General features: G+C 62.1%; 15 protein-coding genes and 1 pseudogene. 12 read left to right on the top strand and 4 right to left on the bottom strand.

Translation table 11 applies throughout. From position 1 onward, the window contains the following. Positions 1-48 precede the first annotated feature (48 nt). The 10 genes and pseudogenes from VC35_RS21565 (at position 49) to VC35_RS21525 (ending at position 9838) form a co-directional block, all read left to right on the top strand. The gene (locus VC35_RS21565) at positions 49-909 is read left to right on the top strand and encodes an ABC transporter permease (protein ID WP_046042463.1); all 861 of its coding nucleotides are present in this window, start codon (positions 49-51) and stop codon (positions 907-909) included. Continuing rightward, complete coding sequence (locus VC35_RS21560; protein WP_046042462.1) at positions 906-1712, top strand: ABC transporter permease; 807 nt, start codon at positions 906-908, stop codon at positions 1710-1712. Before VC35_RS21565 ends, VC35_RS21560 begins: the two co-directional genes overlap by 4 nt. Further along, on the top strand, positions 1705-2784 hold the full coding sequence (locus VC35_RS21555; protein ID WP_046042460.1) for an ABC transporter ATP-binding protein: 1080 nt from the start codon (positions 1705-1707) through the stop codon (positions 2782-2784). The genes VC35_RS21560 and VC35_RS21555 overlap by 8 nt, the downstream gene beginning before the upstream one ends. A gap of 32 nt (positions 2785-2816) precedes the next feature. Further along, on the top strand, positions 2817-4100 hold the full coding sequence (locus tag VC35_RS21550; protein ID WP_046042459.1) for a nucleotide disphospho-sugar-binding domain-containing protein: 1284 nt from the start codon (positions 2817-2819) through the stop codon (positions 4098-4100). Beyond that, entirely contained in the window at positions 4093-4461 is a 369-nt protein-coding gene (locus VC35_RS21545) for a cupin domain-containing protein (RefSeq protein ID WP_008049636.1), read from the top strand. Before VC35_RS21550 ends, VC35_RS21545 begins: the two co-directional genes overlap by 8 nt. A 184-nt stretch (positions 4462-4645) precedes the next feature. Then, positions 4646-4990, top strand: coding sequence for a cupin domain-containing protein (locus tag VC35_RS21540; RefSeq protein WP_046042458.1), 345 nt, complete (start codon positions 4646-4648; stop codon positions 4988-4990). A gap of 5 nt (positions 4991-4995) precedes the next feature. After that, the gene (locus tag VC35_RS21535) at positions 4996-6069 is read left to right on the top strand and encodes an aminoglycoside phosphotransferase family protein (protein ID WP_046042457.1); all 1074 of its coding nucleotides are present in this window, start codon (positions 4996-4998) and stop codon (positions 6067-6069) included. After that, the gene (locus VC35_RS21530; RefSeq protein ID WP_046042456.1) at positions 6050-7558 is read left to right on the top strand and encodes an aldehyde dehydrogenase family protein; all 1509 of its coding nucleotides are present in this window, start codon (positions 6050-6052) and stop codon (positions 7556-7558) included. Before VC35_RS21535 ends, VC35_RS21530 begins: the two co-directional genes overlap by 20 nt. Positions 7559-7585: 27 nt before the next feature. Continuing rightward, a pseudogene (locus tag VC35_RS30060) lies at positions 7586-8065 on the top strand (NTP transferase domain-containing protein); the annotation flags it as partial. Positions 8066-8359: 294 nt separating this feature from the next. Further along, the gene (locus VC35_RS21525; RefSeq protein ID WP_046042566.1) at positions 8360-9838 is read left to right on the top strand and encodes an aldehyde dehydrogenase family protein; all 1479 of its coding nucleotides are present in this window, start codon (positions 8360-8362) and stop codon (positions 9836-9838) included. 471 nt (positions 9839-10309) lie between these two features. On the opposite strand, the gene VC35_RS21520 is transcribed toward VC35_RS21525, so the two are convergent. After that, the gene (locus VC35_RS21520) at positions 10310-11269 is read right to left on the bottom strand and encodes an HlyD family secretion protein (protein ID WP_046042455.1); all 960 of its coding nucleotides are present in this window, start codon (positions 11267-11269) and stop codon (positions 10310-10312) included. Positions 11270-11272: 3 nt separating this feature from the next. Beyond that, entirely contained in the window at positions 11273-11644 is a 372-nt protein-coding gene (locus VC35_RS21515; protein ID WP_046042454.1) for a DUF3302 domain-containing protein, read from the bottom strand. 151 nt (positions 11645-11795) lie between these two features. Between VC35_RS21515 and VC35_RS21510 the strand changes: the two genes are divergently transcribed. Both VC35_RS21510 and VC35_RS21505 read left to right on the top strand, forming a co-directional pair. After that, positions 11796-12458 carry a hypothetical protein gene (locus tag VC35_RS21510; RefSeq protein WP_046042453.1) on the top strand — a complete coding sequence of 221 codons (663 nt, stop codon included), beginning with the start codon at positions 11796-11798 and terminating at the stop codon, positions 12456-12458. Between the two features lie 77 nt (positions 12459-12535). Then, positions 12536-13618, top strand: a complete 1083-nt coding sequence (locus VC35_RS21505; RefSeq protein WP_046042452.1) for a sterol desaturase family protein — start codon at positions 12536-12538, stop codon at positions 13616-13618. Between the two features lie 152 nt (positions 13619-13770). On the opposite strand, the gene mug is transcribed toward VC35_RS21505, so the two are convergent. Together mug and VC35_RS21495 are read right to left on the bottom strand one after the other, a co-directional pair. Then, positions 13771-14292 (bottom strand): G/U mismatch-specific DNA glycosylase, encoded by a 522-nt coding sequence (gene mug / locus VC35_RS21500; protein WP_046042451.1) that lies wholly within the window; start codon positions 14290-14292, stop codon positions 13771-13773. Continuing rightward, a complete protein-coding gene (locus VC35_RS21495; RefSeq protein ID WP_046042450.1) occupies positions 14285-14911 on the bottom strand; it encodes a TetR/AcrR family transcriptional regulator in 627 nt (208 codons plus the stop codon). Before VC35_RS21495 ends, mug begins: the two co-directional genes overlap by 8 nt. Between the last annotated feature and the right edge of the window lie 145 nt (positions 14912-15056).

Below are 15056 nucleotides of genomic sequence, written 5' to 3'. Positions count from 1 at the left end.
CGCCACGCTCGCAAGCCGCCTCTGTCCTGAGGCGGGAGGATAGGGTTAATGAGTGCTTTGCATGCTGACAGGCGTCTGTCGGCCTGGCTTCTTGCGCCCGGCTTCGGCTGGCTGCTGATGTTCCTGGTGATTCCGTGCCTGCTGGTGCTGGTCTACAGCTTCGTCGAACGCGGTGCCTACGGCGGCATCGACTGGTTGTTCACCTGGGAAAACTATCAGCGCGCGTTCGATCCGCTGTACCTGGGCATCCTGCTCAAGTCGGCGAAGATCGCCGGGTTGGCCACGGTGTTCGCGGTGTTGATCGGCTACCCGGCAGCCTATGCGATTGCCCGGGCGCCACGGCGGCGTCAGGCGGTGTATCTGTTTCTGGTGATGCTGCCGTTCTGGAGCAACTACCTGATCCGCACCTACGCCTGGATCGTCCTGCTCAATCGCGAAGGTCTGATCAACCGCCTGCTGCAATTGTTCGGCTACAGCGGTGAACCCATCAGCCTGCTGTACACCGAATCGTCCGTGGTGTTGGGGCTGGTCTACAACTACATCCCCTTTGTGATCCTGGCGATTTTCTCGTCGCTGTCGCGGATCAACAACGAACTGTGGGACGCCTCGAAAGACCTCGGCGCGTCGGGCTGGATGACCTTTCGCCGGATCATCCTGCCGCTGAGCGTACCGGGTATCGCGGCGGGCGCGGTGTTTGTCTTTGTGCTGAGCATCGGCAACTTCATCACCGCCGACTTGCTGGGCGGCAAGCAGGTGCAGATGGTCGGCAACCTGATCTATTCGCAATTCCTCACGGCGCGGGACTGGCCGTTCGGTGCGGCGCTGAGCTTCTTCCTGATCGCGATCATGTTGATCCTGTTGTTCATCCAGGCACTGGTGGCCCGTCGTGCAGAAGGGGCGCGCTCATGAGTCAGTCTCGTTCTGTCAGCGGCACCGTGCTGGGTTCGCACCTGGGGCTGGTGTACGCCTTCCTTTATATACCGATCCTGGTGTTGATCCTGCTGTCGTTCAACAAGTCCGGCTTGCCCACCGCCTGGGGCGGCGTATCGCTGAAGTGGTACGCGGCATTGGCGCACAACACGGCAATTCTGTCGGCAGCGCTCAACACCCTGATCGTTGCCTTGTCGGCGACCTTCATTGCCTGCGTGCTCGGCACGTTCCTGGCGCTGGGCATCGAGTTGCGCCGCAAGGACAACCACAAAGGCCAGGTGGTCGACACCTTGCTGATGGCGCCGATGATTATTCCTGACATCGTGCTGGCGATTGCGCTGCTCAGCTTCTTCAACCTGCTGAAGGTCGGCCTGGGGCTGCACTCGATCATCATCAGCCACGCGGTGTTCAACATCGCCTTCGTCTGCGCGGTGGTGCGCACGCGGCTCAAGCACTTCGACTATTCGATCCTCGAAGCCTCGATCGATCTGGGGGCGAGCTGGTTCACCACCTTTCGCCGGGTGCTGTTGCCGGTGATTTTCCCCGGTGTGCTGGCGGGCGGTTTGCTCTCGTTCACCCTGTCGGTGGACGAATTCATCATCGCCTTTTTCAACTCCGGCTCCGGCCAGGCCTCGACCACGTTGCCCATGCAGATCTACGCCATGATCCGCTTCGGCGTCACCCCGGAAATCAACGCTCTGGCGACGTTGGTGATGCTGGTCAGCATCACCGCGCTGCTGGCTTCGCAGCGTCTCAACAAGGCTCCTCGCACCCATGAATAATTCATCCGCGGTACTGATCCTGGACAAGGTCAGCAAGTCTTATGGCAACGGTCTGGCGGTCAACGAGGTGTCGCTGAGCATCCGCGAGAACGAGTTTTTCGCGCTGCTCGGGCCGTCGGGCTGCGGCAAGACCACGCTGTTGCGCATGCTCGCCGGCTTCGAGACCCCCAGCGGTGGCTGCATCTACCTGGACGGCAATGACATCTCGCCGCTGCCGGCCAACAAGCGTCCGCTGAACCTGATGTTCCAGTCCTACGCGCTGTTTCCCAACATGACCGTGCGCAAGAACATTGCCTACGGCCTGGAAATGGAACGCCTGCCGGAAAGCGAAATCCGTCGCCGGGTCGATGAGGTGCTGAGCACCGCGCAATTGGGTGAGCTGGCCGAGCGCAAGCCCGATCAGCTTTCCGGTGGCCAGCGCCAGCGGGTGGCATTGGCCCGGGCATTGGTCAAGCGTCCTCGGGTGTTGCTGCTTGACGAACCCTTGGGCGCCCTCGACAAGAAGCTACGGGAAAAGATGCAGCTGGAACTCAAGCGTCTGCAACACGAGAGCGGCATCACGTTCATCATCGTCACCCACGATCAGGAAGAAGCCCTGGTGATGTCCGACCGCATGGCGGTGCTCGATGGCGGCAAGGTGTGCCAGTGCGGCAGCCCGACCGAACTCTACGAAAACCCCAACAGCCGTTTTGTCGCCAACTTCATCGGCGTCAGCAACCTGCTCGAAGGCGTGCGCTCGGGCCAGCACTCGGTGCGGGTCAATGGCCAGGAGCTGAGCGTCGAAACCGACGCGCCGCTGGTGACCGGCCAATCCGTCGCCGTGGTGGTGCGCCCCGAACGCCTGCAAGTGCTGACGGAGCAGGGCGGCGATTGCGCCAATCAGGTCAGCGGCAAGATCGTCGAAGTCGCTTACCACGGCCTCGACACCAACCTGCACGTGCAGACCCTCCTCAGCGATAAGCCGCTGATCGTGCGCGTGCCGTCCTCACAGTTCGAATTCGCCCATTTTGCAATCGACACGACCATCCGGCTGGGCTGGCAGGCCCGGCATGCCCGCGTATTGACGCGCTGAACAATAAAAAGACCAGGCAGGAGCAGCACTCGATGAAACAGAAAGTGATCGCATTCTTCCCCGAAGCCGCCTACGGCCCGGCCCTGAACTCAGTGGGTATCGCCCAGGCGTGTGAAGCCCTGGGGCATAAAGCGGTGTTCCTCACCGACCCGGGCATGAGCGGTGTCTACGCCGGTTATGGTTTTGAAGAGCACATGGTCAACATGTCGGCGCCGATGCCGGCCGAAGAGATGGCCCGCTACTGGGTGGATTTCATCAACGGCCATATTCCGAACTTCCGCAAGTCGCCGCTCGACCAGATCGACAACTACGTCAAGGAATGCTGGGCGGCCATCGTCGAAACCGCCAAGTGGGCGCAAAAGGACCTGCCGGCGGTGCTGGACAAGGTCAAGCCCGACCTGATCTGCGTCGACAACGTGATCCTGTTTCCGGCGATCAAGCAATACGGCAAGCCGTGGGTGCGGATCATTTCCTGCTCGGAAAACGAGATCGAAGACCCGGATATCCCGCCGCACCTGTCGGGCATGAGCATCGACGACAAGGCCGGCCACGCGCAATTCCGCCAGCGTTTCGAGGAAGTGGTCGGGCCGATCCACGACGACTTCAACCAGTTCCTCCAGGCCCATGGCGAGCAGCCGTATCCGCTGGGCACCTTCTTTGAAGCCTCGCCGTTCATGAACCTGTTGTTGTACCCCGATGCGGTCAAGTTCGACCGCCGCCATCCGCTGCCGGCCGAGCGCTTCCATTACCTGCAGGGTTGCGTGCGCGACGATACGCCCTACGAGATTCCGCCGTTCCGCGCCCACAACGACAAGCCATTGCTGTACGCCAGTTTCGGCAGCCTCGGTTCCGGCGATGTCGAGTTGCTCAAGCGCCTGATCGAGGCAGTGGGCAAGCTGCCTTACCGCGCACTGTTCAACGTCGGCGAGCACCTCGACGAATACCCGGACCTGCCGGACAACGTGCAGATCTCCAACTGGTTCCCGCAGCCGTCGGTGATTGCCCAGGTCGACGCGGTGATCCACCACGGCGGCAACAACAGCTTCACCGAGTGCCTGTTCTTCGGCAAACCGGCGATTGTCATGTCCTACGTTTGGGACGGCCACGACAACGCCATGCGCGCCGAAGAAAGCGGTCACGGCTTCAAGCTCGACCGCTATGAGTGGAGCGAAGAGCAGCTCGCGGAAAAACTCCATGCGTGCCTCAACGACGAGGCGATGCGCCAACGCCTGCAGCGCACCAGCGCGCAGATGCAATCCCGCAAGGGGCCGCAAGACGCGGCCGCGATTCTCGACAAGGTGCTCAACGATGCCTGATTCATCCACCACGGCGGGTATCACGCCGTACCTCGAAGCCGTCAGCAGCCGCACCGACCTGGTGGACTGGGGCGTGCAGAGCGACGCCGTCGAAGGCGTTTCGCATTCCAGCGGCCGCTTGCTGTTCAAGGGCCCGAACAACAGCCCGGAAACCGGATTGTGGGTGTGCACCCCCGGTCGCTGGCGGCTGTCGATTCCCCGGGACGAGTTGTGCCATTTCATCGCGGGGCACGCCACTTACCGTAACGACAACGGCGAAGTGATCGAAGTGCGCCCCAACACCCTGGTGCTGTTCCCTGCCGGCTGGACGGGCGAATGCCACGTCCGGGAAACCCTGCGCAACGTTTACATGCTGGCTTGAACCTGACACCGCACTTGAACCTGAACCTGAACCTGACACTGGACCTGTGGCGAGGGAGCTTGCTCCCGCTGGGCAGCGAAGCTGCCCCAACAATTGGGCCTGCTGCGCAGTCCAGCGGGAGCAAGTTCCCTCGCCACAGGTTATGCGATGAACCTTTTGAACTGATTTTTCTGGAGAGCAACAGATGAAGACCCCGTTTCTGTACGACCCGCTGAGCATCACCGACGTCAAGGATTGGGGCGTGATCCCGACCATGCTTGAAGGTGAATCCCGTGTCTGCGGCGTGGTGCTGCACAAAGGCCCCGAAGGCCAGTCCGAATGCGGCATCTGGATCTGCACCCCGGGCAAGTGGTTCTGCCATGTCACCAGCGACGAGTTCTGCCACTTTCTCGAAGGTCGCTGCACATACGTCCACGAGTCCGGCGAAGTGATCGAGATCAAGCCGGACACCGCCGCCTTCTTCGGCAAGGACTGGAAGGGTGTGTGCACCGTCCACGAGACCATCAAAAAGGTCTACATGATCCGGTGACTGCCATGACAGATGCACTGGCGTCATTGCCAACCCGTGAGGACCAGCGCGCCGCCTTTCTGGCCCGCGCCGGTTACGCCGGTGGCTTGCTGGTCGCCTTGCCGGCGGATGCCTCGAGCCGGCGTTATTTTCGCCTGGACGGCGCGGGCCTGTTGCTGATGGATTCGCCCCCCGACAGTGAGCCCATCGGCCCGTTCGTGCGCATCGCCCGGCAGTTGCACGGGCTGGGTCTGTCTGCGCCAGCCTTGCTGGAAGTGGACGAAGCGGCGGGGCTGGCGTTGATCGAGGATTTCGGTCACGACACCTACACCCGACTGCTGCTGGCCGGGCATTCGGAATCGCAGCTGTATCACCTGGCGGTCGATACGCTGGTGGCCTTGCATCGCGCAGCGCCAGCCACGGAACTGGCGCCTTACGACGGTCAGCGACTGGCGGACGAGTACGCGCTGTTTATCGACTGGTATGTGCCGCTGCTGATCGGCAAGGACGCGGCGCAAGACCTGCGCGAGGAGTATCTGGCGTTGTTCGCCGATGCCTGCCGCGATGTCGCAAAACGCCGCGAAGCCCTGGTGCTGCGCGACTTTCATGTCGACAACCTGATGCTGCTGCAAGGCCGTGAAGGCGTGGCGGCCTGCGGCTTGCTGGATTTCCAGGACGCCCTGGTCGGGGCGGCGGCCTATGACCTGATGTCGCTGCTCGAAGACGCCCGGCGCGATGTGCCCGAAGCGCTGCGGGCGGCACTGGTCAGCCGTTACCTGTTGCAGCGCCCGGAGCTGGATGCACCGGGTTTTCTCGAAGATTACCGGCGCCTGGCCGCCCAGCGTCACGCCAAGGTGCTGGGGATTTTCGTGCGCCTGGCCGGTCGTGACGGCAAGCACGGTTACCTGGCGCACTTGCCGCGCACCTTGGGTTTGTTCGTCCGCGCCCTGGACGCCGAGGCCTTTGCGCCGCTGCGCCAATGGCTCGACCGGCACGTGCCTGGCTGGCGTGAAGAGCTGCCCGCCGAGACCCTGGCGACGTTGCGTGAAACCCCTTATCGATTGGTTCAAGGATCATCCCATGGCCACGTTCAACACTGACACCGCATTGCGTTTCATCAATTCTGAATTCCTGCCGCTGACCGCAGGCCGTGTGCGCGAAGTGCTCGACCCGGCGACCCTGCAACCGGTCGGGCAAGTCGGCGTGTGTGGCGAAGCCGATGTGCAAGCCGCCACGGATGCCGCCACCGCCGCGCAAAAACAATGGCGCGTAGTGGATGCCAAAAGCCGCGCCGCGCGCCTGCATCAACTGGCCAACGCCATCGAACAGAACATCGCTTGCAACCGTGAAGTCGCACGCTTGATGACCCTGGAGATGGGCAAGCCGTTTCCCGAGGCCATGGGCGAGCTGGCCAACTGCGCGCCGATCTTTCGCTACTACGCGGAGATGGCCCGGGACGATGCCGGCAAGGTCGCCGGCACCACGCAAATCGGCTCGTTCCAGCATGTGCGTTACGAGCCGTATGGCGTCAGCGTGCACATCATGCCGTTCAACTTTCCGATCCTGCTGATGTGCTGGACCGTCGCCGCGTCTTTGGCGGCGGGCAATGCCTGCATCATCAAACCGGCGGAAGCCACGACCCTGTGCACCCTCAAGTTTATGGAGCACTTCACCGCGTTGCTGCCTGGGCTGGTGTCTTGTGTGCCGGGTGATGCGCTCACCGCGCAGTTGTTGGTGCAGTCGGCGCAGACCCACGCGGTGGCCTTCACCGGCAGCGTGGCGGCAGGCAAAGCGGTGGCCGTGGCCTGCGCCGAACGGATGAAACCTTGCGTGATCGAGGCCGGTGGCAGCGATCCGCTGATCATCTCCAGGCATGCACCGTTGGAAGTGGCAGCGGCGGGGGCGGTGACGGCGGCGTTTCACCTCAGCGGGCAGATCTGCACCTCGGCGGAACGCTTCTACGTCGTCGATGAAATCCATGACGAGTTTGTCGCGAAATTCGCCGAACGCACCCGCGCCTTGCGCATTGGCCATGGCCTGGAGCGCTCGGAGATCGGGCCGATGGTCAGCGAGGCAGCGCGAAACAAAGTCATGCGACTGGTCGATGACGCCGTAGCCAAAGGCGCGAAAGTGGTGTGTGGCGGGCGGATTCCACCCGAGCAAACCGTCGGCTGGTTCTATGAGCCGACCATCCTCACCGGGGTGACCGGCGACATGGCGATTCTGCAGGAAGAGTGCTTCGGCCCGGTGGCGGCGATCTGCCGGGTCGGCGATTTCGATGAGGCGGTGCGCTTGGCCAACGACTCGCCGTTCGGCCTTGGCGCCTCGCTGTTTTCCACGGATCTGGCCGAAGCCATGGAAGCCGCCGAGCGTCTGGAAGCGGGGATGGTCTGGGTCAACAATCCGCTGATCGACAACGATGCGCTTCCGTTCGGCGGCTGGAAAATGTCGGGTCTTGGGCGCGAGCTCGGGCGTCAGGGGCTGGAAGCGTTCCGCCGATCGAAAATGGTCATCATCGACCACCAGCCGAAAATCCAGGACTGGTGGTATCCCTACGCCGACGACGTGTTCTATCGCGATCCTGCCTGAAGCCGGGATGCACACAGGAGGATCGCGATGAGCGACAACATTGGCTGGCCGACCCTGGCGGTGATTCTCGCGGCCGGGCAGGGCACGCGCATGCGTTCGCCGCTGCCCAAGGTCTTGCACCCGGTGGGCAACCAGCCGCTGCTCGGCCATGTGCTGGCGGCGGTGACGGCGGCGGGCATCGAGCAACGGGCGGTGGTGGTGGGCGCCAGTGGCGGGCAGGTGACCGAGTACCTGCGACAGGCGGCACCGACGGCGCAGGTGTTTACCCAGCACGAACAACTGGGCACGGCCCACGCAGTGCTTGCGGCCCGGCCTGCACTGGAGGCTCACAAGCAGGGTTGTGTGTTGGTGCTGTTTGGCGATTCGCCGTTGATCACCCCGCAGACCTTGAACCGTTTGCGTCGGGCGCTGATAGACGGCGCAGCGGTGGCGGTGGCGGGTTTCCACACCCAACAGCCCGGGCCTTACGGGCGGCTGCTGGTGGAGCAGGGGCGTTTGCGGGCCATTCGCGAAGCCAAAGACGCCAGCCCGCAGGAACTGGACATCAACTTCTGCAACGGCGGCGTCATGGGCCTGCGCGCCGACACCTGCCTGTGGCTGCTGGAACGTATCGGCAACCGCAACGCCCAGGGCGAGTACTACCTCACTGACGCGGTGGCGGTGGCCAACGAGGCGGGGCTGACGGTGACGGCCGTGGAGGTGGATGAAATCGACGTGCTCGGGGTCAATGACCGCGAGCAATTGCAGGTCGCCGAACAGCTGTACCAGCAGCGTCGGCACCGCAGGATCAAGGAGTGTCCCATGGGTGACTATCAACGGTTGTACATCGGCGGTGAGTGGGTCACCCCGGTTCAACGCGGTGTTTTCGACACGCTCGATCCGAGTGACGAGTCGGTTCTGGCGCAGGTTGCCTCGGCGACCGCCGAGGACATCGATCTGGCCGTGGCGGCGGCGCGCAGGGCGTTTGACGAGGGAGACTGGCCGCGCTGGTCCGGCGCACGACGGGCGCAAGTGCTGAGGAGCATCGCCGATGGCATCCGCGCTCGCCAGGACGAACTGGCGGCCATCGAAGTGCGCGATAACGGTAAACCGCTACCGGAAGCGTTGTGGGACATCGCCGACACCGCCGGGTGCTTCGACTTCTATGCGGGGCTTGCCGAGCAGTCGGACCAGCACAATGAGCAGTCGATCGAGTTGCCGGATGCGCGCTTCACCTCGTCGGTGATCAAGGAACCGGTGGGTGTGGTCGCGGCGATCATCCCGTGGAATTTCCCGATGCTGATGGCTGCGTGGAAAGTCGCCCCGGCACTCGCGGCGGGTTGCACCCTGGTGCTCAAGCCTTCCGAACTGACACCGCTGACCGCCCTCGAACTGGCCGGCATCGCCGACCAGGCCGGGTTGCCGGCCGGGGTGCTGAATGTGGTCACAGGCTGGGGACGCGAGGCGGGCGCGCCGTTGGCCGAACACTCGCAGGTCGACAAGATCGCCTTCACCGGCAGCGTGCCGACCGGACGCAAGATCATGCAGGCCGCTGCCAGCGAGATCAAAAACATCAGCCTGGAACTGGGTGGCAAATCGCCTTTCGTGATCTTCGCCGACAGTGATATTGAGGCGGCGGTGGAGTGGATTCTGTTCGGGATCTTCTGGAACCAGGGCCAGGTCTGTTCAGCCACTTCGCGGGTGCTGGTGGAACGCGGGTTGTACCCGGCGCTGCTGGAGCGCCTGATTGCCGCTACCGAGCAGATTCAGATTGGCCAGGGCTTCGAGGAAGGGGTGAAGCTCGGGCCGCTGGTCAGTCAGGGGCAACTGGACAAGGTGCTGGCGGCGATTGCAGCCGGTCAGCAAGAGGGGGCGCGGCTGGTTTCGGGTGGTGTGCGGCCGGGTCATCTGGAAAAGGGTTATTACCTGACGCCGGCGATTTTCGCCGATGTCCCCGAGGACAGCACCGTGTGGTGCGAGGAAATTTTCGGCCCGGTGGTGTGCCTGCGCGCCTTCGACACGGAAGCCGAAGCGATCCGCCTGGCCAATGACTCGCCGTTCGGGTTGGCGGCGGCCGTCATGTCCCGGGATATCCCGCGCTGCGAACGGGTCGCTCGCGGCTTTCGCGCGGGCATCGTGTGGGTCAACTGCTCGCAACCGACTTTCGTCGAGGCACCCTGGGGCGGCTACAAGCAAAGCGGCATTGGTCGCGAACTGGGTGAGTGGGGCTACAACAGCTACCTGGAAACCAAGCAGATCACCCGCTACAACGGAGAGCCCTGGGGGTGGTATCTGAAGTGATGTGAGCGCCAGAGCGGCCTGCCTGCGGACAGGGGGCAGGTCATTTTTCCCGAATTGTACGCCTGTGGAACTGCAAACCATTCTGGCAATCGAAGCCTATATGGGCGAGATGGACGTCGTAATGGTTACGCGTTGGCATTGAGCGCCCTGTATGGCTGCAAAGTCGGGAGGGTTGCATGGAAAGGGACGCGATGTTCAGGTTCCTTGCGGGCTACTTGTTGATGTGTGTCCTGCTGGCATGGGGGGTGATCCAGGCATCTCACTGGATTGCTTCTTGCCTGCTGCTGTACTGGATTATTTAGCGCCGACCCTCGCTGCCTCGCTCCTTCCTGTCGATTCTTCCAGCACCACAATGGTGCGACCCGCTGTCTGGCCTTTTTCCTCCGACCCTCAGTCTGCGAAATCAGTCCGGTTCGCCGAACCGGCAACCGACCCAATCCAATGATTGAGCCAGTTGCCGATGCTGCCCGGTTAGTGGAACGGAAAGATGTAGTTCATCCAGGCGGCCATGCGCAGAAGGATTTTGCGCATCATCGCGATGTGATGGAAATGCTGGCTGTACAGCGCCGCCTGGCCGTAGGCGCCGCCCGGCATCTGGCCGGCATACTGGGCATAGTCGGGGTCGGTGATCTCAATGATCACCGGGACCCGGCCGGCCGGTGGAGAGCCGGTGAAGCCGATCAGGGTGCCTGACGGTTGGATCTGGCCTTCGGCGATGACCGAAACGACAGTCTTGACCCTGCCTTCGAACACCTTGCCTGGAATGCCATCGAAAGCGACCTCGGCCTCGTCGCCCTCGGTCAGGCGCAACAGGCTGTTCTGGCGCATCCAAGCGGAGAAGTAATGCCCTTCCGCGGGAATGAAGACCATCGAAGGGCGCAGCGGCAACTTGGTCGCCATCATGCCCGGACGTAGCGAAACATGGGTGACGAAGCCTTTGCTCGGCGCACGGACCGTGGTGTTGTCGAGTTCGTACTGCGCGTTGTCCAGTTGCGCCTTCAGGTCATCACTGCGCGCGACCACCATGTCCAGTTCCCGTTGGGTACTGAAATTACGCTTGATCAGCTCGGTGATCCGGGCGCGATCGGCCTGGGCGGCAATCAGCTGTGCCTTGAGGGATTTGAGCCGGTATTCGAACGGCGCGGGGTCGATGCGAAACAGCACATCGCCTTTTTCCAGGGGCTGGTTGGTTTTTACCGGTACATCGATCACCTGGCCGCTGACCACGGGAATCACCGGGACCGATACGAAATAGGAACGTGCCACCTCGGAGTAGGGGTGGTTGTAGTTCATCGTGAAAATCAGCGCGCCGATGATCACGATCCCGCCCAGCACCGCCGTGGGCACCGTCCATTTGTTCAGGGGGATGCGGAAGATCTTGAAGATGGCTACGCACAGAGCGGCATACGTCAGAATGAGTAAGAGATCCATGGCTCAAATGCCCTCGCCGAGATTGTCCGTTGGCACCCGGTTCTGTGCCGTGCCCGTCGCTGCCTCCAGGCGCTCGATCCGGCCTTGCAGCTCGGCGACCTGTTGTTCGAGGTGAACCACATGACTTTTGGGTGAGTGTCCGTCACTGAAACCCCAGCCCCGGTCCTCTCGATAGGCCATCGCCCAGATCCACAGGAACGGCCAGAGCGCATGCAGGGTGAAGAGGCTGACCCAGCCGGTGGCGTGGATCGCATCCTGGTGAGGGTGGTTGCGGTGGACGGCAATTTCATAGGGGATGTCGTGGAGCAGAATGACCCCGTAGAACAAGATGAGCCCGACAAAGATCAGCAGGCCCAGGGCGAAGTAATCAAGCATGAACCACTCCTCTTGAAGCAGATAACGTGTGCGCATGAGTGTAGTCGTTCAAACTACACTTGACGGGGATGCGGATATCCAGCAGGGACAACCGGTGCCTGGCCGAAGCGTCGACCGATATCGTGCAAGCACACTCCGACGAGGTGAATTCATGCCAGCCAATGGTCAATTCGAGAGGGCGCCTGTACTTGACCCTGTCGAGCGCATTACCGAGGTGATCTTCGGCCTGCTGATGGCCATGACGTTCACCGGCACCATCAGCGTGGCCACGGCAGACCAGGCAGCCGAACGCACGATGATGATTGCCGCGCTCGGCTGCAATCTCGCCTGGGGACTGGCCGATGCGGTCATGTACCTGTTGCGCGCACTGGTCGAGCGCACGCGCAGGATCAAGCTGTACCTGGCCTTGCGCAATGGAACGGACGCCGCGGCCGGTCAGGCACTCGTTGCGCAAGTGTTGCCATTGCAGTTCGCGACGGCGGCCGGCAGCGAGGGGCTGGAGTTGTTGCGCCGTCGGCTGCTTGAGCAGCCCCCCTTGCCGATCAGTGCCGGCCTTGGTTGGAACGACTTCAAGGGTGCTCTCGGTGTTTTCCTGTTGGTCGTGTGCTCGACATTTCCGCTGGTGGTGCCGTTCATACTGCTCGATCAGACGGCGCTCGCCATTCGACTGTCCAACCTGATCGGGCTCGTGGTGCTGTTCATCGCAGGCTGGCTGCTCGCCAGATACGCTGGCGCCACGCAATGGCAGGGTGGGGTGATCCTGGCCGCCACGGGGGCCGTATTGATCCTTGCGATCATTGCGCTGGGCGGCTGACAGCCGGGCATAATTCAACACACTAAAGACTCATTCTCATTTACAATTGCCCTTCCATTTACGTTGGGCAGCCCGGTATGGATGTTCTTGCCGCAATCCATCTTTATTTATCCCAGTGGGTGATCGAGCCGGTCACCCGGCAGTTCCTGGGCATTTTCGACTTCAACGGCAGACTCGGTCTAGCCTTTCTCTGCATGTCTTACGGCGTCGCCTACTGCCTGTTCCGCTACCGAAAATCCCGGGGCCTGACCGACGCGCGTTCGTTCGGGCAGTTCATCGGCGGCCGTCGGGTGTACCTGCATCGCTCGGCGTTGCTCGACTACCGCTACTACTTCGTACTCGCCATCCTCAAGGTTGCCCTGGTGCTGCCCATCGTCGGCCTGGTGGATCCGTACGTCTTGCGTTCAGCGGACTACATCGCGTTCTTCACCAACCTGTGGGGCGCGCGTACGCAAGTGGAGGAACACCTGGGGCTGACCCTGCTTTATGGGCTGGGTGTATTTCTGGTCAAGGACTTCAGCCATTACTGGGGCCATCGCGCTTTCCATTCGCGGTACCTGTGGGCCTTCCACAAGGTCCATCATTCGGCGCCCGTGCTGGTGCCGGCAACGGCCAGCCGCGTGCACTTTCTGGAAGAAGTGGTCGAAAAGCTCACGGACATCATCTGCGTCGGCGCGTTTGCCGGTGTCTTCTGGTACGTCTGTGGCGGGGAGATCAGCCGCTATACCTTGTTTGGCGTGACCTACATCGTGTTCATCTTCAATGCCCTGGCGGCCAACCTGCGTCACAGCCACGTCTGGTTGTCCTTCGGGCCGGTGCTGGAGCGGGTGCTGAGCAGTCCGGCGCAACACCAGATTCATCACAGCGATGCGCGGCGGCACTTCAACAAGAACTTCGGCATCAATCTGTCGCTGTGGGACTGGATGTTCGGCACGCTCTACGTCACCCGGTCCACACCCGAGTCCATCCAATTTGGCACGGGTGAGCAGGATCACGAGCGTTACCTGACGCTGCAAGGGTTGATCGTCACGCCTTTTGTGGACATCGCCCGCAAATTCTTGCCTGTAAAACCCTCGAAAGCACGGCCTGAAAGCGGATCTGATCCGTATTTTTCAGCGCAATCTGCCTCTGTAACGGATACAGCCGCCAGCCCACAATAAGTCTTCGGTACGCCGTTCGGGCAGCGCAGGCTGCCCCTGTACCGCCAATTCATAGTGTGGGAGGCCCCATGGCCAAGATGACGATTTTTCTCGGCGGTTTTCTGCTGTTGACCATCCTGATCGGTGTGCTGGCGACGATTCCGCCGACGTGATTACACCCGCCGCTGTTCGTCGACGGCCAGGCGCAGTTCACGGTACGCCGTGACCAGTTGCTCGAGGCTGAACCCACGATTTCTCCCGCTGGGGTTGGGCAGGACCCAGACCGTGGCATGGCCGAAGGTTTTGGTTTGCAGGCCCCAGGCGATGTCCCGCTGACCGGACAGCGCGGCATACGCCGCCTTGCCCAGAAACGCCACGAAACGCGGCGCATGGCGTGCGATTTTCTGTTCGAAGTCGGCAGCGGCGGCGGTGAACTCGTGCAAGGATAGCTGATCCGCACTGGCCGTCGGCCGTTCCACCACCGCCGTTAACCCGCAGTGGTACTGCAAGATCGTCCGATCGTTTTCCGGTTGCACAAGCTGCGGGGTAAACCCGGCGAGATGCAGCGTGCGCCAGAAACGATTGCCGCGCCCGGCAAAATGGTGCCCCTGGGCGGCGGCCGTCATGCCGGGGTTGATGCCGCAAAAGATCACGGCCAATTGCCCGGCGAGGATATCTTCGAGCTTTTCACTCACCGCAGATCACTCTGATCGCATTGCGTGCCAGTTCCGTCAGCTCGGCTCGGGATTTACCGGCCCGAGCACGTATCGAAATGCTGTGCAGCAGAGACGAGGCGAGCACGGCCAGGGCAGCCGGGTCTGCATTGTCTTTCAACTCGCCAGCCTCTTTCGCCGCTTGCAATCGGATTTCCAGATCGGCATCCAGCCGACTCAACCGGTCGCTCAGCACCTCGCGAATTTCCGGGTCCTCGACCGCCTCGGTGGTGGCCGTGCCGATGGCGAAGCAACCGCGGGGCTGGCCGTCGCCCGAGAAGTAAATCGATAACTGCCCCTCGTAGAAACGCTGCAAGGCCTCGGTCAACGGCAGGTCAAGGTCCGTCAGCGCCTCGCCCATGGACGCCGCGGCAAACTCCCAATATTGCTCCAGCGCTTTGATGTAGAGCGCGTGCTTGTCACCGAATGCCGCATAGAGGCTGGGGCGATTCATGCCGGCGGCGGTGGCGATGCTGTCCAGGGACGCGCCGGAATAGCCGGTGTTCCAGAACACACCGAGTGCCTGCTGCAACGCTGTCTGCGGGTCGTAGGCTCGAGGGCGGCCACGGCCTTTGCCCTCTGTCGATTTATTTTGTGCCATGTCGTACAAAATCCTTGTGGGAGGGTGGGTCGAGGGATATTCTTACACCATCGCACAAAATTAAGGAATCAGAAATTCCTTGCTCCAGGGTTTGTTGTAGCCGAGCGCGAACTGAGTGTTGCGGCGACGAAACCGACGCGCCGGG

Source organism: Pseudomonas fluorescens (assembly GCF_000967965.1).
Lineage (GTDB): Bacteria > Pseudomonadota > Gammaproteobacteria > Pseudomonadales > Pseudomonadaceae > Aquipseudomonas > Aquipseudomonas grandcourensis.
Note: the sequence above shows the minus strand (reverse complement) of the source record. Positions and strands in the feature narration are given on the sequence as shown.